Source organism: Paenibacillus peoriae KCTC 3763 (assembly GCF_000236805.1).
Lineage (GTDB): Bacteria > Bacillota > Bacilli > Paenibacillales > Paenibacillaceae > Paenibacillus > Paenibacillus peoriae.
In genome coordinates, this window is sequence record NZ_AGFX01000031.1 from 145234 (window position 1) to 166846 (window position 21613).

Consider the following 21613-nt stretch of genomic DNA (forward strand, 5'->3'; position numbering starts at 1 on the left):
CTGGACGGAAAGGGGGATTACATATGCCGTACAGAGGAGTGTTACCAAGTATGGCACTGTTACTAGCATTTTCGAGTTTTCCTGTTCACGCGGATGTGCCTCCCAGCATCGGAGCGTCCCATCCCAAGGAAGCGGTTGTTACTTCTTCTGTACATCAAAGTACAGACCGGACTGCTCCTACCTTAGGCATGCTGCGAAAAAAACATGCCGACATTTTTAAAATGTGCGGCCCGCATACCCGCCAAATTGCCTTAACTTTTGATGATGTACCCGATTCCAGGTATACACCAAAGGTTTTGGATGTTTTGCAAGCGAACGGCATCAAGGCCACCTTTTTTATCGTAGGTCACCGCGCGGAGAAGCATCCGGGTATCATCCGCCGTATTATCCGTGAAGGTCATGCTATAGGGAACCATTCTTATACCCATCCGGATTTCAGGAAGGCTACACCAGAACGCTTTCGCAATCAGATTACGAAAACAGAACGTATTTTACAAGCCAGCGCCGGTTTTCGTCCCAAGCTGATTCGTCCACCTTATGGCGAAATCACGGAGCCTCAAATCCAGTGGGCACGTCGCCATGGCTACATGATTGTCAATTGGAATGTAGACTCCCTCGACTGGAAGGGACTAAGTAAAACTCAAATCCAGCGCAATGTGGTCCCTGCTACCGGACCCGGCTCCATTATTTTAATGCACGCAGGTGGAGGTCAAAGCTCCAACCTGCAAGGCACAGTCCAGGCCCTTCCGGGTCTAATTCAATCCCTGAAGGCCAAGGGCTACAAATTCGTTACAGTTCCCCGGCTGCTCCACACATCGGAACGGAAATAAAGGGGTTGTTTAAGGAGCGAGCACCGAACTAGATCAACCAAAAAAGCTGTCCTGCCAGCAGATGCATTCTGCTCGTCAAGACAGCTTTTTATATGTGTGGACCTGTTTTAAACCTGATCCCATTTACAATCTATGCATTAAGTTTACATAATATATATTATGTTTATTCACTCTAGTTCTAGGCAATGTTATTTATCAATAACGTATAATTTCACATTTTGAAAGCCAAAGTCGTTCACAAATAATTTGCTGCCAGGAATAAAGATATCAATTCGCTTGCCTGTAATGGCACTACCCTGATCGCGGGCGACGGCCACAAAAGAATGGTCTGGCAGGCCGGGGTGGGAATACCCTGTAACCAGCACCTTCGTTCCCATCGGAATTACGTTCGGGTCTACCGCAATCGTACCTAGCTTAAGCGGATTGCCGTAGTAGTCTACCGCGCCCCACTTGCCATTTTCATCAGCTGCGGCAGAATACGCTGTAGCTTTAACATCAACTACTTTACTGTAATTGAATGTTTTGCCCCATGCTTCAATCGTTGGACCCCCATTTGCCGGTCCTGTCTCCTTAAGAAGCTGTGGCTTCGAATCCGAAGCAGCCTTCACACTTGTTTCGCCAGGCACCTTAATTTGCAGACCTGCGTATATGTTGCTCGGGGCAATATTCGGGTTTGCCTTCGTCAGCTCGTCTACCGATACTCCATAACGTTGAGCAAGCAAGAAGAAGGTATCGCCTTCTTTGGCAGTATGTAGCGAAGCGGCATTCGCTACTCCGGCTGTTTGTGCCAGTCCTGCAATAGCTGCGGCAAGCACCGCAAATTTCATGGTTTGTCCAATACGTTTCAGATGTTTCAAAAGATATGTACCTCCTCTGTTATGCCTGCGAAGTTAGCTGTCGGATTCGGACTCAGGAGAAGCCCTATGCTTTTTGCAATTCACCCCTAGGCAGCTTCCAATCCTATCCGCCTTATGACGAATCGGAATGACTGCCGTTGTTACGTCCCCCGCACTTCCCATAGTTTTGGTCCAAACATTTGGCATAAATCATGGGCCTTATGCTGTCCCGGCAAGTTTTGGCTTACTGCATAATATCACAATTTTGTAACCTTATCTGCATGAAAATGTTGGTAACCTCGAATATCATACTATATTCATTACAATTTTGTCATCATGAAATCGGTATCTGTTACGAAAATATGGGGAAATAGTGACAAAAAAAGAAAAATCCCTCCTGTCAGACATAGGACTGTAGTCAAGACCCTATTGACTGTGGAGGGCTTACTTTAAATTTATAGAAACAATTCGTTACAATACTTTGGCAAGAAAATCTCGGGTGCGTTCATGGCTTGGCGTACCAAAAACCTGTTCCGGTGTCCCTTGCTCCACGATTTGGCCCTTATCCATAAAGATGATCCGATCCCCTACCTCACGTGCAAAACCCATTTCATGCGTGACGATCACCATCGTCATGCCACCCTCAGCGAGCTTCTTCATTACATCGAGAACCTCCCCAACCATTTCAGGGTCCAAAGCAGAAGTCGGCTCATCGAACAGCATCACGTGCGGCTGCATTGCCAAAGCGCGTACAATCGCAATCCGTTGCTTCTGACCGCCTGATAACTGGTTCGGGTAGGTATTCTTTTTATCCTCAAGCCCAACGGTGCGCAGGAGCTCCAACGCAATTTTTTCGGCTTCTTTGCCTGACTGTCCTTTAACCTGGGTTGGTGCGAGTGTCAGGTTTTGCAGCACTGTTTTATGCGGGAAAAGATTAAAATGCTGAAACACCATGCCCATTTTCTCCCGAGTCGCATTAATGTTATGACCACGGGCCGTTATCGGCTCGCCTTCAAACAAAATCTCCCCATCTGTCGGCTGCTCCAGCAGATTGATGCAACGCAAAAACGTACTTTTCCCCGAACCACTGGGACCGATGATAACGACAACTTCCCCTTTGGCGATATCTATATCAATACCCTTTAAAATTTCATTCTTGCCGAACGATTTACGCAGTTGTTTAACGGTGATCACTGGCTCTCAACTTCCTTTCCCATAAACCCTGCAGCTTGGACAAGCTGAATGTCATTACAAAATAAATAGCAGCCGCGATTAAGAACGGGCTTAATCCTTCGTAGGTAATGTTCTTAATGACCTGGGCCTGATACATAATATCCACCATCCCAATGGTAGAAATAATGGACGATTCTTTAATAATCGTAATAAATTCATTACCGATCGCAGGCAAAATAGACTTAAAGGCTTGCGGTAAAATAACATGACGCATAGCTTTGCCCCGTCCCATACCCAGCGATCGGGCTGCTTCCATCTGACCACGGTCGACTGCTTGGATACCTGCACGGAAAATTTCAGCCAAGTATGCCGAGCTATTCAGTGACAACGTAATTATACCGGACTGGAGTGGCGTAAAATTGACACCCAGCGTCAGAGCAACCCCATAGTGGATGATCATGAGCTGCACCAGCATAGGTGTGCCACGTAGTACCTCGACGTAAGTCGTCCCCAACCACTCAATAATACGTACACCACTCATCCGCAGCAACGATATAATCAAACCAATGATAAATCCGAACAGTACCCCGAGCGCAGACAGCAACAGTGTGTAGCCAATTCCTGTAGCGTATAAGCTGCGGTATTTCCAAAAAATATCCACAATATTATTGGAAGAAGCCTGACGATCGGCAGACAGGGCACTCGCTTCTGTCGAAAACTTCTCAATGGAGCCATCTGCTTTCAGGCGAGCGAGCGTTTTGTTTACAGAGGCTAGCAGCTCTGTATTCCCCTTGCGAATACCTACGGCTGTCTCTGCCCCCTCATCCTCAGGCACCGCCTTGGCGAGCGTTACAGTGCCGTCCAGTGTGTATCCTTTAGCAACTGTATCTTCAATCACGACAGCGTTGACACGCTGAGTTCGAAGCTGAAGCACCAGGTCGGATATTTTATCCAGCGAGGTTACAGTGGCATTAGGCACTTTTTGTGCGATTTCTTCCTGGATCGTGCCTTTTTGCGCGCCGAGCTTTTCGCCTTTCAGCGTAGCCATCGTCGGATATTTGTCCTTATCCTCGGGTCGTACCATAATGACCTGTTTGGAGTGGTAGTATACATCGGAAAAATCAATGCTCTTTCTACGTTCATCCGTCGGTGTCATACCGGAAAGCACCAGGTCTACGCGCCCACTTTGCAGGGCAGGCAGCAAGGAGTCAAAGCTCATGTCCTCGGGGACCATCTCCGCACCCAGATCCTTGGCGATTTCCTTGGCGATTTCAACATCGAACCCAACAATGGTATCCTTACCGTTAATGACTTTATGAAACTCATACGGCGGAAAGTCGGCACTCATGCCCACTACAAGTTTTTTCTGCGGCTTTGCTTCCGTTCCGTATGCGGTGAGCATGGGAAGGCCAGCCAACAGCAAGATAACCGCCGTCAGAATCAGGGCGGTAAAACGATATAGCTTTTTCAATCTTTTTTTCTCCCCTTAAATTCTTTATAATAAATAAGATTGTGTCATTATAAATGAATATGCATGATTATGCAATGAATGTTATAGTACAATTTCAGCATACCTGACGCAGTGCCTACATTACAGCTTATATAAAGGGGTTTTCAACATGGATTTTAAACAGAGCATTCAGCAGACCATTGAGCAGCATGCCGGGCGCTTTAAGGACATTTCGTTATATATAGGTGCGAATCCTGAGCTTGGTAATGAGGAATTTCTGGCCGCTGCCCGTTTAAAAGAAGAACTCACCTTGCACGGATTTGAGGTTCAGGCGCCTGTGCTGGGCATAGAAACAGCCTTTATTGCGACTTATAAAGCAGCCATGCCCGGACCAATTATCGCTTTTCTGGCGGAATATGATGCCCTGAAAGGTCTCGGACACGCCTGCGGACACCATTTGATCTGTATGATGAGTACCGGAGCTGCTGTCGGCCTCAAATCGGTCATCGATGAGATTGGTGGAGAAGTACGGGTATATGGTACACCTGCCGAAGAAACACGCGGTGCAAAGGTTCCGATGGCGGCTGCCGGATTATTTGATGATTGCGATATTGCGCTTATGACGCATCCCTATGACCACTACGAGAAATCAGGCAAATCACTGGCAATAGATGCTGTACAATTTGAATTTTTTGGTCAATCCGCTCACGCGGCTGCCAGTCCACATGAAGGCATTAACGCACTGGATGCAGTGATCCAAACGTTCAACGGCATCAACGCATTTCGGCAACAAGTCAAAAGTACAGTACGTATCCATGGCATCATTAATCAGGGTGGGCAGGCAGCCAACATCATTCCAGATTACGCCTCCGCCCAGTTTTACGTACGGGCCGCTACGCGCCATGAACTGAACCCGCTGACCCGCCGAGTTATTCAGATTGCCGAAGGTGCGGCTTTACAAGCCGGATGTCGTCTGGAGACCTCAAATTACGAGACTTCTTATGATGAAATGGTCACTAACCGCGTCCTCTCCGATACCTTTACTGCAAATCTGGTGCAGGCCGGCATTGCACTGGAGGACATAACGGAAGGTGAAGATCACGGCTCCATGGATATCGGAAACGTATCGCTGCATTGCCCTGCCATTCATCCGTACATTCAAGTTATTGACGAGAAACACGCCTTGCATACGCCTGAATTCCGCGATCTGGCGATGCAAGACCGGGCTATGGAAGGAATGCTCCTGGCGGCGAGAACCTTGGCATGGACTGCTTGTGATGTCATCACGAATCCTGAACTACTGGCACAGATTAAAGAAGAATTCGCTCGTTTGAAAAACGGAGCCCTTAAAGCCTAATTCTGTTTCTTTCCAGAAAAGAGCAGCCATCACAAAGAGGGACATTCCTCAGCCAGCACTGGCTAAAGGGATGCCCCTTTTTTAGTTAAATTCAATCAATCGGACTTTGTTAGCGAACGGTAAATATCCATATACGCTTCAGCTGACACATCCCAACTATACTCTCCTGCCAAAGCCGTCTGTGTAAGCCTGGACCAATGCTCAGGCTGGCGATAAAAATCAACAGCACGACGAATCGTATGCAGCATGTCATGTGCATTATAGTTCATGAAACTAAAGCCGTTTCCTTCGCCTGTGGATTCATTGTAAGCTTGCACGGTGTCGTTCAGCCCACCTGTTTCTCTCACAATGGGAATACTTCCATAACGAAGCGCCAGCAATTGGCTGATTCCGCAAGGCTCAAACCTCGACGGCATCAAATACATATCGCTTGCAGCATATATTTTTCGTGACAAAGGCTCGCTGAAGGTGAGCTGCGCTGACATTTTCAAAGGATGCCGCCCCGCCGCTTCCCGGAACCAGTGCTCAAAGGCGGGATCTCCTGTGCCCAGCACGACAAATTGAATATCATCATAATATAAAATCTCGTCAAGCACTCTGGTTACCAGATCAAGCCCCTTCATATCGACAAGCCGGGTGACCATGGCCATTAAAGGCACGTCCGGCCGAATTGGCAGCCCTAGCTCCTTTTGCAGGCCAATTTTGTTTTCCTTCTTCTTTGCCAGACTGGTACGATACTTCGTGTATATACGATTGTCCGTGGCAGGATTATAGCTTGTGGTATCAATTCCATTCACAATCCCTGACAAGTGTCCCTGCTCTCCCAGCTTACGAAGCAGACCCTCTAACCCGTATCCGTAAAACTCCGTCTGAATCTCCTCCGCATAGGTTGGACTCACAGTTGTGACATGATCCGAGTATGTAAGTCCCCCCTTCATAAAATTCAATCTGCCGTGATACTCCACACCCTCGGGGGTAAAATAACTCCCGTCCAGGTTCAGCAGTTCTGTTAAGACCTCATATGGGAAATCCCCCTGATACAGCAGGTTATGTATCGTAAACACCGTGCGAATTTCCCTGTAAAAGGGCAAACGGCGATAATCGGCATGCAGAAGCAGCGGAACCATGGCTGTATGCCAGTCATGACAATGCAGAATATCCGGGCGAAAATCCAACTCAGAAAGTATTTCCAAAACGGCGCGGTTAAAAAAGGAAAAGCGTTCGCCATCATCCATGTAGCCGTAAATACCGTCACGACCGAAGTAATATTCGTTATCTATAAAATAAACCTTGATTCCGTCCAATGTCAGTGCCTCTACTCCACAATATTGGTCACGCCAGCCCACAGGTACATGCTTTATCGTTACAGGCCGCAAAGAACTCTTATACGTATCAGGAATCCCTGCATATTTAGGCAAAATGATACGGACGTCGCACCCCGCCTGACGAAGTGCCTTCGGCAGTGCGCCAATGACGTCAGCCAGCCCACCTGTTTTGATAAATGGATGTGCTTCTGCTGCCGCAAACAAAATATTCATATGTGCTTCCTCCCTATGTGGTTAATCTGCTTTTTTAGGCCTCCGGGGTGCCTTCTTGAGTATAACAATGCTGAGGGGTGGAATGGTCACCTCCAGGCTGTAAAGCTGTCCGTGGCATGGAATTTTGACGGTTTGTATCACTCGGGAATTCAACAGTCCGCTTCCCCCAAAGTCCTTATGATCGCTGTTCAGCATCTCGATATAGTTTCCTGCCTTTTGCAGTCCAATTCGATAATTTTCTCTTGTCACGGGTTGAAAATTAATAAGCACAACCAGCGTATCTCCCAGCTTTTTCCCTTTACGCAAATACGTAATTACGCTCTGTCTACGGTCTTCCGCCTCAATCCACTGATAGCCGTCCCACGAATGATCCAGCTCCCATAATGCCTTTTCCTGAATATACAAATGATTTAGCGCTTTCGTATAGGTATGCACTGACCGGTGACTATCATAATCCAGCAAAAACCAGTCGAGCTGATCCTGATCCTTCCATTCAATAAATTGGCCAAATTCCCCGCCCATAAATAAGAGCTTTTTACCCGGTGAGGTCATTTGGTAGCCGAGAAGCGCTCGCAGCCCGGCAAATTTTTGCTCATAGGTGCCTGGCATTTTATCAAGCAGCGACTTTTTACCATGTACGACCTCATCATGCGACAACGGCAGTGTAAAATTTTCGCTGTATGCATAGGCTATGGGAAACGTCAGCAAATTATGGCGCTTCGGCCGACGGTCAAAATCCGTTTGCACATAATCAAGCGTATCGTTCATCCAGCCCATATTCCATTTATAATTAAAGCCGAGCCCCCCATCGCTTACTGGGGAAGTCACCATCGGCCAGGCACTGGACTCCTCTGCCATCATAAGCGCATATGGATAATAGCGAAATACGGTCTCATTCAGTTGTTGAAGGAAAGCGATCGCCTCCTCATTTTCGACGCCTCCTTTGGAGTTCATACGATATTGTCCATCCTGCTTTTCAAAATCGAGGCGTAACATACTCGTCACTGCATCCACACGCAGGCCGTCAATATGGTACATCTCCATCCAGAACAACGCGTTGGAGATCAAAAAGGAACGTACTTCTGGCTTGCTATAATCAAACGTCAATGTTCCCCAGCCAGGTTTTTCTGCAATTAGCGGGTCCGCGTATTCAAACAGTGGTGACCCGTCAAATCGTCTCAATCCATGAGCATCTTTCGCAAAATGAGCCGGAACCCAATCCATAAGCACTCCAATTCCCGCCTGATGACAATGATCCACCAAATACATAAAATCATGCGGCTCACCGTAACGGCTTGTCAGTGCAAAGTATCCCGTGAGCTGGTATCCCCAAGAAAGGTCATATGGATGCTCACTCAGCGGCATCAGTTCAATATGTGTATACCCCATATCGGTCACATAAGGCACAAGCAGCTCTGCCATTTCCTTGTATGTATAAAACGTACCGTCTTCTTTTTGCCTCCAAGTACCGAGATGAACCTCATATATATGAAGAGGCTTTCCATAGGGTGCTCTGCGTTTTCGGCGCCAAGCCGCATCATTCCAATGGTATCCATCTAAAGAAGCGACCACAGAAGCTGTTGCCGGTCTCACTTCAGCACGAACCGCATAAGGGTCTGCTTTCAGAAAACGTTCACCGTTTGCACCCGTAATATCGTATTTGTAAAAAGTTCCTTGGGATATCCTCGGAAAAAAACGACTCCAAAAACCGGATTTGGGAACCCTATATAAGGAATCCTGTTCCCCATTCCAGTTGTTACGATCTGTAGCAAGCCCGACATGGAGAGCATGAGGAGCCCAGACCGTAAAACGGACGCCCTGTTCTCCGTTCTCCACAGTAAGGTGGGAACCCAAAGATCGGTAGCTGAAATAAAGCGTTCCTTCATGAAACAAATAAATATCTTCCGATGATACAGCCTGTTGCGGAAGAGTTTGCTTTGTCATCACGTCACCACCCTTATATGTTTGTATCATACGAAATGTATGATTCGGAAATGCATTCGCTTTTCGGTCAAAGCTGACCTGAGTTATTACCCCATTCTAGCCACAATGAACAGAAAAATGACTACGAAAAAAATAAACCTTAGGTTTTGGGGTATCTTATACACCTGATGGTTTCAAGGGTACCCCATACCGTTTATGTATGTACTACAACAGACGACTAAACCGGGAGGGAAACGAAATGTTTAATAAAGAATGCATTGCCATGCTGCTGGCAGGCGGAGAGGGACGCCGTCTTGCTCCCCTTACTTCAACGATTGCAAAGCCCGCCGTACCTTTTGGCGGTCATTACCGAATTATCGATTTTCCTCTCAGCAATTGCGTAAATTCGGACATTGACACTGTGGGCGTACTGACGCAATATGAGGCGGAATCCCTACATGAGCATATTGGAGATGGGACACCTTGGGGATTGACCAAAACAAACGACAAAGGAATTACGCTGCTTCCATCATATAATACAGGTAATGCTGAATATTTGGGAACGGCAGACGCTATTCATAAAAATATCGAGTATGTAGACAGCCAAAATCCGGAGCATGTACTTATTTTATCCGGTGACCATATTTACTATATGAATTATCGTGAAATGCTGGACTACCACAAGGGCAAAGGTGCCGCGGCTACGATTTCTGTTATGGAGGTTCCTTGGGATGAAGCACATCGCTTTGGTGTTATGAGTGCTGATACAGATTTGCGCATTACGGAATTTGCCGAGAAGCCGGAAAAACCGGAAAGTAATTTGGCCTCTATGGGAATTTATCTTTTCAAATGGGATTACTTGAAAAGTTATCTACTGGAGGATGCACTGGATGATCAATCCAGTCATGATTTTGGTAAAGACATCATTCCCAAAATGCTGGCGGATCAAGAATCCTTGTACGTTTATGAATTTCAGGGCTATTGGAAGGACGTGGGTACCGTTAAGAGTTTATGGGATTCTCACATGGACCTGTTGCAAGAGAATTGCGCTATTGATCTTCAACGAACGGACTGGCCTATGTATACGCGGGAACGCCGCACAAGATTGAGTGCACACAAGGTAACTAACCGTAAAGCACACTCTATGGGCAGTCTATTACACGACTCCTGCCAGGTCGAAGGTCAAATTGAACGCTCTGTCATATTTGGTGACGTTGAGGTAGGTAAAGGCTCGGTTATTAAAGATAGCATCATTATGACTGACACGCGTATCGGACGCAACGTGCAAATTGAGCATGTGATTATCGGTGAGGGTGCGGTCATTCGTGATGGAGCTGTCATCAAAGGGAGCCCGAACGAAATTATGGTCATCGGGCCCAATGAAACAGTATTTGGTAAAATGGCAGTACGTCCACAAACAGCCCGTATGCTGAAAGAAGCCTATGAGCGTAATACACGCCTGCGTGCTGAAGGCTTTACTTCATAACAGTACGCAAAATTTAAAACAGCCAGCCCTCCAATATGACGAGGACTGGCTGTTTTAATGAAATCTGTAACTAGCTTCAGGTATACATTCTAGCCTTCCATGAGCTGCGGCGGTTCGTTGGGCTGCTCGGCTTGCAAAGCAGGCAATGAAACTGTAGTAGTGGTTCCTGCTCCCAGTTCACTTCTGATGAGCATCTGTCCATGGTGAAGTTCTACAAACTGCTGCGAAATTGCCAACCCCAGCCCTGTACCGCCATTCTGATGGTCTACCTGGAAAAAGCGATCTCTTACTCTGGCCAGGTTTTCCTCACTAATCCCAATTCCTGTATCCTGGATCGATATCTCAATATCGTCCCCAATCCGTTGCAGAGACAGAAAAATAATCGAGCTTTCATGCGAAAACTTGATCGCATTATCCACAATGTTCAGAAACACCTGCTTCAGACGATTACCATCTCCATGCACGAGATATGCCGTTTCCTCTGAATCCAGTTGGAGCTTAATTTGCTTCATTTCCGCCTTGGCCCATACGTTCAGCATAATTTCCTGCAGCAACTCCCGCAGATCCACCGTTCCCATGACGAGCTTCATGGCGTTTTGCTCCAGCTTTGAAAAATCGAGAATTTCCTCTACCAAGCCGATCAACCGATCCGTTTCCTTGGATATAATCTGCATTCCGATCTTCGTTTCTTCCGGATCATAGCCGCCAGAATTTAACGTTTCACTCCAGCCTTTAATGGAAGTAAGCGGGGTGCGCAGTTCATGGGATATGGATGAAATAAAATCATCCTTGATTTGATTCGTTCTAACAATCTCCTGTGCCATATAATTCAGCGTCGAAGCCAGTTCCCCCAGCTCATAGCGATAATCGCCTTTGATGCGTGCGTCAAACCGTCCTTGCGCCATCTGGGCGGAAACATCGCGGATATTGTTAATCGGTCTGACAATGGAATTGGCGAGACCTGTACTCACTACAAACACTATAATCAGTACAGCTGCCATGATTCCCACGGAAAACACCGTAATGGTAAACAACTTGTCATTTACCAATTCCAGCGAGGTTGTATACCGGATAATGTACACTTGATCTCCGACGATATTGTCCAGCTTTTTGGATACCGCCATCACCTGCTGCCCTGTACCCGGTTGCTTTCCGATCCATTTTCCCGTATCTCCGGCTTGCGCCTGTGTCACATCACTCGTCTGCACACTTAGATCTGCCGCAAAATTCGTCGAGTTATCAATGACATTTCCCTGTTCATCGAGCAATTGCAGTTCTGTGCCATTTAGAGAAAATGTATTCAACAAATACGATTGCAAGGATTGCTCCGGCTCTTTGAACTTGGATGCAAACTCACTTACCGATGAGATGCGATTCTCGATTTTTTTATAGATGGAGTCATAATAATACGACCGGATGAGAAGCATGAAAATGACCTCAACTAACAGAAGCGCCAAGAACACTACGAAAAAATAGTGCAGCACAATCTGTCTGCGAATCCCCTTTTTGATCATTGAGACTGACCTTTCCATTTATATCCATGTCCCCACACTGTTTGTAAAAAAGCGGGCTCGGAAGGGTTGTTTTCGATTTTCTGCCGCAAACGTCGGATGTTCACATCCACAATTTTCGGATCACCCATATATTCCTTGCCCCAAACGTGGTCAAGCAGAACATCTCGGCTGAGCGGTGTGTTTTCTTTTTCCAGGAAAAATTGAATCAGCGAGAACTCTGTTGGTGTCAGCTCAATCAGCTGCCCGTTTTTCTTAAATTGCTTGGCAATCAAATCCAGCGTAAACGGACCGGACTGGAAGGATACCTTGGCTGCCGTTTCGCGATGCACATTCACCCTGCGCAGTAACGACTGAATACGTGCAATCAGCTCTGTCGGGCTGAAAGGCTTGCTCACATGATCATCGGCTCCTACAGACAAGGCATACACCTTATCCTGCTCCTGTACCTTGGCCGTGAGAAAAATAATGCCGATGCGCTCATTCGTTTCCCGAATTCTTCGACAAACCTCGAAGCCGTCCATCCCTGGCACCATCACGTCAAGCAGCGCGATATCAATATCCCGCACCGTGTTCAAAATATTTAGTGCCTCATGCCCTTCCGATGCTTCCAACACCTCAAAACCGTTGCGCTTCAAATTAATAACGATAAAACTACGGATGGATTCCTCGTCCTCCATAATTAATACTTTACTCACTCTACTCTACCTGCCTTTCCCCCAGCTTGTTTTTAATCGGTTTATGTGGTTCCAGTTCACTGGATCGCTTAATGCCAATCACCTGTGCATTCGTTCGCCACAGTTGACTATAACCTTCGTTGTTTCGTTCCCATTGTGACAACGAGAAATATTTTATTTCCGCTACCGTTTTATCTGTATCGATCAGAATGAACCGCAAATAGCTGTCCTTCCTTGAAACCTTTGGATCAATGGTCACCTTGCCATGCAGCTCTTTCGGTAACCTGAAATAGACCTGCTCATTGGAATCACGATACTGCTGCTGCTTGAAAATCGTTCCTTTCGCCCCGTCCCACTGATAGAACGATACAAAATACGGAACCTCATCCAGCGGCTTGTTGCTCCAGCCCTTAGGCTTCTCCAAATTACCAAATTCCAGAATACCGTCACCATCCACATCACCACTGGCGATGGTCGCATCCTTGAAAGTAACATCCATAAGATTAAGCTTCCTGAGCTTGCCGTGATCCATCACAATGACATTGGAAACGGTAGTCGTCTGGGCAATTTTAGTGTCAATAATAATCCCTTGCCTATCCTCCGCTACCTTGCCAGCGACGACATTATAGACACTTAAGACCTGACTGTCCAAATCCAGCGATCCGATTTCCTTAAAGGTTCCCCCGCTGAATTGGAATGTTTTGACCGTAAAAAATTCATTGCGACGGAGCAAAATAATCGTCAAATCATTCAGCTTATCCCCGTTCAAATCCATTTTGTTATGCTTAAAATCGTCTACGACAAAATCCGTATAGCCTGTAGCATATATTTTTTCAAGGGTTCCTCCAGTGTAAGAGTATACGATAAGCCCCTTCTGATCAACGTTGTCACCACTATCTCCACTCGAAAAACCCGCAACAATATCGAGCGTACCGTCATTCGTTAAGTCCACGAGCTTAAATGATTCCAATACGGTGCCTTCTCCATCAAACGTCAGCTTCTTTACCCATGTCCCGCCCTGATCCTCAAACAAGGCACCGTGTATTTTGACACTCTCATCCGGTGTTTCATAAAAGAGCACTGCCTCGTCTGTGCCATCATTGTTCAAATCCCCCGTCCGGATGGGTGTCGGGTCATCCGGGTCATTCGGCCTTAGCGGCTGCACCCCTCCTAGCTGCGTAATCACCGCACCATTCAGCTGCTGTTTCTCGTCAGACATCGTCGGTGTCTGCATCAGCGAAACCGGGTCGCTAATGACATTACAACCGCTCAAAAATCCAGCAAGGAGCAGCAAAGGACAGCAGCCAGCCAACATTCTCAACAGCATTATTTTCACTTCACTTGCCGTCCCCTTCATAATTTGTTCTTTTCTGCTTGTGTCAACCGTCTGCCCTGGATATCAAACACCAATTCGCCATTGTTTAGTCCCCATATACGAGATGCAAAGCGTTCAGCCATTTCCAGCGGCAGTACAGTAATGACCGTCACCCGTTCATCAGAAGCCAGCTTGCGGAAGGTATCCATCACATGTGCAGCTGAAGTTGGATCAAGACCATTTACAGGCTCATCAGCCAAAATAACCTTGGCTCCATGAACGAGAGCACGCGCTGTCGCCACCCGCTGCCGTTCGCCGCCGCTGAGCTTGTCACATTTATCATGTGCCTTATCTAGCAGTCCCAGTTCCTCCAGTACATCCATCGCTCCCATATAATCGTCAGAACGAACCATACCAGTCACCATTCTCCACCATGGAGTTTGACCGGATCTGCCGATGAGCACATTTTTGAGAGCGGTCCGATTCATATTTAGATGCGGATTTTGCTCCAGGTATGCCCATTCGCGCTTTATTTTCATCTTGCCCGTCCAACCGGATTTCAGCACATCATTGCCATCTACAATCAAACCGCCTTCTTGCCATAGCTCTTGCAAAGCAAGACAACGAAGCAGCGTTGTTTTGCCGCTCCCGCTTGGTCCCACTATGGCAATGAGCTCGCCCTGATGAATTTCAGCATCAATTCCTCGAAGTAACGGGGTACGCTCAGGACCCACTTGCTTGGTCAGCTTCTGAATTTTAATCATCTATGTGATTCCCCTTTGCCCGCCATCAATATTGTCTATAGTTTATAGCAAATATAAAACAAATACCATGCTAACCGCAGTTTTAAGCCGTCAATGCTCTTTTTTGGGCCAACAGCCCCAGCAAGCCAAAAACGACGTAGCTGCCTCCAAGAACGATAAACATACTGCCTTGGGTCCCAAAGTCCAGCAGACCTCCGCTAATATTAGGTCCGATCACACTTCCCAGATTAAAATGAAAGGATGCCAGTACATTAGCAGCTGCCAAAAATGATTTGGGCAACAGATCAGCGGCATAAGCCAAGCCGAGGGAGAAAAAAGAACCCACCAAGCCTCCGGCTATGGTCAGCAAAACCAAAGTGAACATAAAATGATTGCCGCTCCAGGGCAACAGCATAAAGGTCAAGCCACCTGCTATACCTACGCTCATTAACACCTTTTTACGTCCCCAGCGGTCACTTAAAATACCTAGCGGCAGTTGCAGCACCAACCCACCCAAGCTGACAAATGGCAGCAATGCGGCAATTTCAGCGGTTTGAAAGCCAATACGCAGACCATAGACCGGGAAGTTGCTGTTCAGACTGGCTTCCATATAGCCGTAGAGGAATGCAGGCAATAGAGCATACCATGCCCAGCTGTAGCTGCGTCGGAATCTTTGTGCGGGACGTGCCTCGGTTGCCTGCTTTTCCGGTCTGGAATCCGGTAGCTTCATTAACACCAGCAGCAAAACAAGCAGGCACAGCAAGGCCAGTGCAGCAAACGGAACCAGTATTCCATAATCAAGCAACCATAATCCCAACGGCCCCATTGCAAAGCCCAAACCGTAGGACATGCCATAAAAGGAGATGTTGCGGCCACGGTTTTCTGCTGGAGTCACTAGCAAAATCCACAGTTGGGCAGAATAGTGAAGCGCACTGTCACCTATACCAACCAGCAGCCGCAGTACGAACCACACCCGGATATCAGGGATTAGCGGGAATAGCAGCAGTGTCACGAGTACAAGCACCAAGCCTCCGGCCATCAGTTTTTTGAAGCCCAACCATCCCAGTGTCCGTTCAGCCACCAGCGTCATAGCGAACGAACCTATATATAGCGCAGCTGCGTTCATTCCATTTAGCGAGGATGAGACCCCCATTTGCTCCAACGAGATAGACAGGATAGGTAGCAGCAAACCTTGACATAATCCGGCTACGATAATAACCGTAATTAGAATAAAATAATGAACACGTAACGACGACGACATCATGGTACCCCCTGGTAAAAACAATAAAATATCAACAGCAAAAATGAGTATTAAGGAATGATTTGCATTTGATACCATAATCAATAATAATTCTTATCCATATACATGCTCTGCTGGCCTGAAAAAGCAGCTTAAACACATTACAGCACGTATTACAGAAAAGAAGAAAAAAATCGTCATCTGAGATGACGATTCTACGGAAAGAGCTTGTCTGATATGTAATCCGACTCCATTCGTTAAGGAGTCACGTATGTTCAATCCGAACCTCTTCATGTCACAGCGCACTATTCATATTATAGTGGACAATGCCCGGCAGAACAAGCCATAATAACTAAGTGAGCAATTTCAAAATGCTCATGTTGTGCTTATGGACGGGCTTAATTCGTTCACCGCTCTGGGCTCGAAGACAGAATAGGAGGCATTTGATTCCATGAGTTATCAAATTAAAATAGACACTTCTCCAATTTACGAATTACTCGGCAGCTTCATGGCCTATGTAACTAAAAAATGGGTACACGATATGGACCTGGGACATGAATGGGTCGACAAGGTGGATGCACGGCTGCAACACGAAGTTCGTACCGAGCTTGCCACGGCCCAGGATTGCCCTTTTAGCGATTATGACGCACTGTATGCCTGGGCTTTGCTTCGACCGGAATCGGATGAAATATCCGACTATATCACTTATTTGGAGCACGGCCCGGATCAAGATATGTTTGAACAGCTTGTTCCGCACATCCCTTTTTTAACTTTTGAAGAATCTTTACGTATACGCAAGGTATATGCACCCCTCCTCAAATTATGGGACCGCGATTATTTTCGGGCTCTGGAAGGCGAGCTGCGCGTGCTGGCAGAGGAAGACGCCGCGGAAAAGCGTATGCTTTTGAGCAAGATGGAGCCGGAAGCGCTAGTTGAATACGCCACGGCTGGATTGGTCGTTCCACATATGGAAGATCTGGATACGGTTGTCCTGTTTCCGGTCGTCCATAACCGCCCGATTAATTCCTACTGTTTTTATTCACGCATGCTGCTAATCCAGTATCCGGTAGATATACCCGAGGAAAGCGAGGAAGAACCGCCTACGCTCCTGCTGCGGCTCACTCGTGCGGTCAATGATCCGCAACGACTGCGAATTTTGCGTTATGTAGCTCAAGGCCCTAAATCTCTAGAGGAGATGCGCCATGATTTGAGCCGATTGGAAGATACACTTATGTCTGATATGATGATTTTGCGAGTAGCTGGTCTGCTTCGCATTCACATCGGACGCTATCACAAGGAAAAATTCAGCATCCGTCCCGACGGAGCAGCTGATTTACAGGTATTTTTGGAATCCTATATTGGATTGTAATGAAACTACACCTTTAGTTGTACGGAACACCGTTAAAGCTTTGGGCTTGGAAGGAGTATGTAACATGTCGTATCCGAAGCAGCACATTTTATTTGATCTTGATGACACTTTGGTTCACTGCAACAAGTATTTTGACCAGATTCTCAGCCATTTTTTCGATTTGCTTCAGGAATGGTTTGCAGCCCATAATCTGACGAAAAATACAATTCGCGAGAAACAAATCGAAATTGATGTGGCCGGTGTTCATCAACTGGGCTTTGCCAGCGAGCATTTCCCTCAATCTCTAATAGATACGTACCGCTTTTTCTCCGAGCAATTCGGACGCCGTATCGATTCTCGGGACGAGCAGGAGCTCCGCTCCCTTGGACGAAGTGTGTACGAGCAGGAAATCGAACCGTACCCGGGAATGGTTGAAACGTTGAACTCGCTCCAAAAAGCCGGGCATTCCCTGTATCTCTACACTGGCGGTGAACAAATTATTCAGGAAAGAAAGATTAAACAAATGAAGCTGGCTAATTATTTTGATGAACGCATCTACATCCGCCAGCATAAAAATGTCGAAGCACTGGAAGAAATCATTCAGATGAATCGCCTGGACCGAAGCATCACCTGGATGATCGGAAATTCCCTGCGTACCGATGTATCTCCAGCCCTTGCGGCAGGTATTCATGCTGTATATCTCAAGCAACCCAAGGAATGGATTTACAATATGGTTGAACTGCAAAAAAACGTAAATTCCGTGATGTATACGATACAGAAGCTAACAGAAGTACCAAAAGTGATACACGAAAGTATACAATTGCATCAACAAAAAAGAACCCTCGGTTAGAGAGCACTAGTATGTATGGTAGTATGATCCCCTTCAGGTAGACACTCAAAAAAAGTCCACATGGTATCATGAGGATAGAGTGAACTTGGAGGGGAATTTTTATAATTGCCAACGATTTCAGTCAAACCCAAACAACGCGCACCGATTGAGTATCGGCACGCGCTGGCTGCTTAGTCCTTTTCACTTGTTTACTTGACAGAGGTATAACCATTCAACAAATGTTCCACAGATAAGATGTGATCAAAAAGACCAATGACTTCTTCTGAATCATACATATTCTCCAATACGCTGACTTCCATCATTAAACGTCCCGAAAGCGTAGCTGATGTGAGCAGTAACGACTGGTTTTTGATGGAAAAATAGATCGTATCCACCCATTCCTCCATAATCGGATATGATATAATTCCCAGATTGGACAAGGTGATGGAAAAATTCCACAGAGGGAATCTTTCAGGCATTGTTTTCATACACAATTCAAGACACTGTTGTTTATATTTCCGATATGAATTGGAAAACGAAGAAAAAAAGATCGACAGTGCATAGGGAACCCCCCTTTTGAACCATTTGAACGCGGATTTCACCTGTTTTTCCATTTTCCCGTTCCGGAAAAATTGCATCGGAAGACTGGCGACGTAATTGCCATGCATCGTTTCCGGCGAATAGTTAATCAAAAGCTGCAAATCCATGGGCATGGAGACAAACACGCGCTGCTTGCCGGGAGCATATTGCAGTAGTCCATCGGTCGTTCGCAAGCAGATGTATTCGGTCATTGTCATTTTTTTGCTCCGGCATTGTCGTAAAATCTCAGCAGTCTCTTCTTTACTGAAACAGTACGATTTTTTGACGTAACCACCGCCTTGCTCCGGTTTTCTGCCGTAACTCAAATCAACGGTTTCGCCAGCGCTTGTCCTTTTTCCCATAATCCTGGATATAAAGCCTGTAATAAAAACCGGCATCCATAAAAAAGCGGAAACTCTTCTTTTAATACGCAACAGCTTGTCTCTCGGGGCGTCGCCCTTTGCTGCCTTCTTTTCTGGCTTCGCCTCAGATTCGCCCGCATAATATTCCAGCCATCTTTTGATCCAGAAAACCAAGCTCAGCCCATTGGCCACTGCATGGTTCATTGCAAATATCATTGTATGTTCATTTATAGGGAAAATGCGAAATGGAAGTCTGGAATTGGTTGGGGTATACTGGGCCAGTGCCTCTTCTTCCGTAAAATATTGGGAAAGCTGTACCTTTTCAGTCTCTAGCAAATTTTCCAGTTCTTCCTGCGAAAAGCATCCCCATTCAAACGTATCTTTTTCGAACTGTTCCACCCTTTTGGCTTGCAGCAATGGATTGTCCATGATGAGCATACGGTAGCTGGAAAACAATTTTTCAGCATCAATTCTTCTTTTAAAAGTAACCGTTGCGACCATGCTGTTGGATGAAATATAATCTTCTGTTCCGAAAAAGTAAGTGCTTGCCAGTTTAATGGCGTCCATTCTTTCCCCTCCTTCGCTGCTACTTTTTTTACATGAACTCTACCTTTTTGACATGACCCATCATCAGCTTCACTTTTTGACCGTCCAGCCTGGACCATTCAAACCCTAGCGACTGCAAAATACCGTCGGTCTTCTTGTTCATCGTCATGAACAACGTTTTGCTTGCTCCCTCAAAGAAGACGTTCGAATGAACGAGAATCCGGGCAACCTCCTGCTCCGTCTGTGCTTCATCGTATTTTTCAAACATGTATTCGGCAAAATCCTCCACTGGCATCGGCTGAACTTGTATATCCGCCTGCTGCAAAAGCTTGGCAAAGGATACCATGCTAACCTGATGGCTATTAAATAGATGATAGGTTTCATTCTTGAGATTTTTGCGGTCGAACAGCAGTACAACAGCTTTGGCGACCTCATCCACAAAGGAGAAATTCATGGTTTTATCTTGAATTGCGGGAACTCGGCCAAGTTTGATCATCGACTTTATCAGCGAATAAAATGCATTATCCAAAATATTTTCCTGGAATATCCCTGAATTGGAATCAAAAACGAGGTTCCCGACTCTGAACACATTGGAATCAAGCCCTTGTTCCCTTGCTTTAATAATCTCTTTCTCGGCTTCGAGTTTCGTCATAACGTAATAGTTATCAGAGCTTTGTCCAACATTGCAATCATATTCAGTGAACACGAAGCTGTTCTGATCTTCTATCCATCCGCTGCCTACGCTGGTGGTAGAAACAAAATTGTAGGTCTTTTTCTTCCCTGTGCTGGCAAATTCGATCAGTCTTGCGTTTCCTTCCACATTGACCGTGTGAAATTCCGAGTAATGTCCAAAATGCTTCACGTTTGCCGCCGAATTAATGATCACATCAATGATTTCGGCCAAACGCTCATAGCGCTCCCGACTCAGGCCAAAGCATTCCTGGGTTAAATCTCCGCAGAACACGTGCACCCTGTCCTCCCAGGCATTCTCTCCGTCAAGCTCGAGGCCAAAATGGAACCTCAGCTTCGCCCATAGTCTTTCTAGCGCCTCTTCGTCACTCGTTCCCCGAACAGGTACATAAACCTTATATTCCGTATTTTTCAGCAGTTGAAACAAAATATGAATCCCCAGATATCCTGTACCTCCTACCAGCAGAACATTACGGTAGTCGGCCCGTTCAGCAAGATTGATGCTTTCATATACCTGATTTTTCTTGCCATATTCCTTGAGACTCTCGCGCAATTTCCATACAAGACCAGGTACGCCACTTTTTCCGGCAGCTGCCGCTGCCTGTAGAGCGTATACGAATTGTTGTAATCTGCCTTTGGAATATTTGATGTGATCCGCCAAGCCGCGAATCGTCGGATATTGAAAAATGTCGTTAATACCCACTTCAAAATCCAGCGCCAGCCTTGAAACCACCTGAATTGCCTTGATCGAATTGCCGCCCAGTCTAAAGAAATGCTCATCAATGCCGATCAGCTTCATACCGAGAATATCCTGCCATACCTTCTGGATTTTCAGATCAGTGTCATTTCTTGGGCTGCTAAATGTATCATTGCTTCCCTGCCATTCAGGCTCAGGCAAAGCCTTTCGATCAATCTTTCCGCTTGGAGTCATCGGCATACGATCCAACTGCATAAAGCTGGACGGCACCATGTAATCAGGCAGTTCCTGCATAAGCTGTTCCCGCAGTTCTTCCGCTCCCGGTTCGCCTTCTGCTGTAAAATACGCCGCCAGATACTTCTCCTTTTGCTTGTCTTCTCTGGCGATCACTGCTGCCTCCCGGACTAGCGGATGCTTTTGCAACTGCGCTTCGATTTCCCCCAGCTCAATACGGAAGCCTCGAATTTTCACCTGATCGTCGAT

Annotated in this window: 17 protein-coding genes and 1 riboswitch; of the genes, 5 read left to right on the top strand and 12 right to left on the bottom strand. The window is 46.4% G+C overall.

Features of this window, described 5'->3' with window-relative positions:
• Positions 1-23: 23 nt before the first annotated feature.
• The gene (locus tag KQI_RS0117995) at positions 24-830 is read left to right on the top strand and encodes a polysaccharide deacetylase family protein (RefSeq protein ID WP_029390220.1); all 807 of its coding nucleotides are present in this window, start codon (positions 24-26) and stop codon (positions 828-830) included.
• Between the two features lie 188 nt (positions 831-1018).
• On the opposite strand, the gene KQI_RS0118000 is transcribed toward KQI_RS0117995, so the two are convergent.
• The 3 genes from KQI_RS0118000 to KQI_RS0118010 form a co-directional block, all read right to left on the bottom strand.
• Complete coding sequence (locus tag KQI_RS0118000; protein ID WP_010348256.1) at positions 1019-1687, bottom strand: 3D domain-containing protein; 669 nt, start codon at positions 1685-1687, stop codon at positions 1019-1021.
• Positions 1688-1694: 7 nt separating this feature from the next.
• Positions 1695-1869: riboswitch (cyclic di-AMP (ydaO/yuaA leader) on the bottom strand.
• 268 nt (positions 1870-2137) lie between these two features.
• Positions 2138-2860, bottom strand: a complete 723-nt coding sequence (locus KQI_RS0118005; protein ID WP_010348257.1) for an amino acid ABC transporter ATP-binding protein — start codon at positions 2858-2860, stop codon at positions 2138-2140.
• Complete coding sequence (locus KQI_RS0118010; RefSeq protein ID WP_010348258.1) at positions 2847-4310, bottom strand: ABC transporter substrate-binding protein/permease; 1464 nt, start codon at positions 4308-4310, stop codon at positions 2847-2849. The genes KQI_RS0118005 and KQI_RS0118010 overlap by 14 nt, the downstream gene beginning before the upstream one ends.
• A gap of 148 nt (positions 4311-4458) precedes the next feature.
• Between KQI_RS0118010 and KQI_RS0118015 the strand changes: the two genes are divergently transcribed.
• Positions 4459-5646: a M20 family metallopeptidase gene (locus KQI_RS0118015; RefSeq protein ID WP_010348259.1), complete on the top strand. Its 1188-nt coding sequence runs from the start codon at positions 4459-4461 to the stop codon at positions 5644-5646.
• 95 nt (positions 5647-5741) lie between these two features.
• Here KQI_RS0118015 and glgA read toward each other — a convergent pair whose 3' ends face one another.
• Positions 5742-7184, bottom strand: coding sequence for a glycogen synthase GlgA (gene glgA / locus KQI_RS0118020; protein WP_010348260.1), 1443 nt, complete (start codon positions 7182-7184; stop codon positions 5742-5744).
• A 21-nt stretch (positions 7185-7205) separates the two neighbouring features.
• The gene (glgB, locus tag KQI_RS0118025; RefSeq protein WP_010348261.1) at positions 7206-9128 is read right to left on the bottom strand and encodes a 1,4-alpha-glucan branching protein GlgB; all 1923 of its coding nucleotides are present in this window, start codon (positions 9126-9128) and stop codon (positions 7206-7208) included.
• Between the two features lie 238 nt (positions 9129-9366).
• Between glgB and KQI_RS0118030 the strand changes: the two genes are divergently transcribed.
• A complete protein-coding gene (locus KQI_RS0118030; RefSeq protein ID WP_010348263.1) occupies positions 9367-10593 on the top strand; it encodes a glucose-1-phosphate adenylyltransferase in 1227 nt (408 codons plus the stop codon).
• 89 nt (positions 10594-10682) lie between these two features.
• Here the strand turns inward: KQI_RS0118030 and KQI_RS0118035 are convergent, their stop codons facing one another.
• The 5 genes from KQI_RS0118035 to KQI_RS0118055 form a co-directional block, all read right to left on the bottom strand.
• On the bottom strand, positions 10683-12107 hold the full coding sequence (locus KQI_RS0118035; protein WP_010348264.1) for a sensor histidine kinase: 1425 nt from the start codon (positions 12105-12107) through the stop codon (positions 10683-10685).
• Positions 12104-12802, bottom strand: a complete 699-nt coding sequence (locus KQI_RS0118040) for a response regulator transcription factor (RefSeq protein WP_007432526.1) — start codon at positions 12800-12802, stop codon at positions 12104-12106. Before KQI_RS0118040 ends, KQI_RS0118035 begins: the two co-directional genes overlap by 4 nt.
• A 1-nt stretch (position 12803) precedes the next feature.
• Positions 12804-14138 (bottom strand): hypothetical protein, encoded by a 1335-nt coding sequence (locus tag KQI_RS0118045; protein WP_010348265.1) that lies wholly within the window; start codon positions 14136-14138, stop codon positions 12804-12806.
• Positions 14135-14860, bottom strand: a complete 726-nt coding sequence (locus tag KQI_RS0118050) for a phosphonate ABC transporter ATP-binding protein (protein ID WP_010348266.1) — start codon at positions 14858-14860, stop codon at positions 14135-14137. The genes KQI_RS0118045 and KQI_RS0118050 overlap by 4 nt, the downstream gene beginning before the upstream one ends.
• 82 nt (positions 14861-14942) lie before the next feature.
• Positions 14943-16100, bottom strand: a complete 1158-nt coding sequence (locus KQI_RS0118055; protein WP_010348267.1) for an MFS transporter — start codon at positions 16098-16100, stop codon at positions 14943-14945.
• Between the two features lie 430 nt (positions 16101-16530).
• On the opposite strand from KQI_RS0118055, the gene KQI_RS0118060 reads away from it, so the two are divergent.
• Together KQI_RS0118060 and KQI_RS0118065 are read left to right on the top strand one after the other, a co-directional pair.
• Positions 16531-17448, top strand: coding sequence for a hypothetical protein (locus tag KQI_RS0118060; RefSeq protein ID WP_010348268.1), 918 nt, complete (start codon positions 16531-16533; stop codon positions 17446-17448).
• Positions 17449-17512: 64 nt separating this feature from the next.
• A complete protein-coding gene (locus tag KQI_RS0118065) occupies positions 17513-18277 on the top strand; it encodes an HAD family hydrolase (RefSeq protein ID WP_010348269.1) in 765 nt (254 codons plus the stop codon).
• Positions 18278-18465: 188 nt separating this feature from the next.
• Here KQI_RS0118065 and KQI_RS0118070 read toward each other — a convergent pair whose 3' ends face one another.
• A complete protein-coding gene (locus KQI_RS0118070; protein ID WP_010348270.1) occupies positions 18466-19764 on the bottom strand; it encodes a hypothetical protein in 1299 nt (432 codons plus the stop codon).
• A gap of 28 nt (positions 19765-19792) precedes the next feature.
• On the bottom strand, positions 19793-21613 hold a 1821-nt coding region (locus tag KQI_RS0118075), incomplete at its 5' end, for an SDR family oxidoreductase (RefSeq protein ID WP_010348271.1).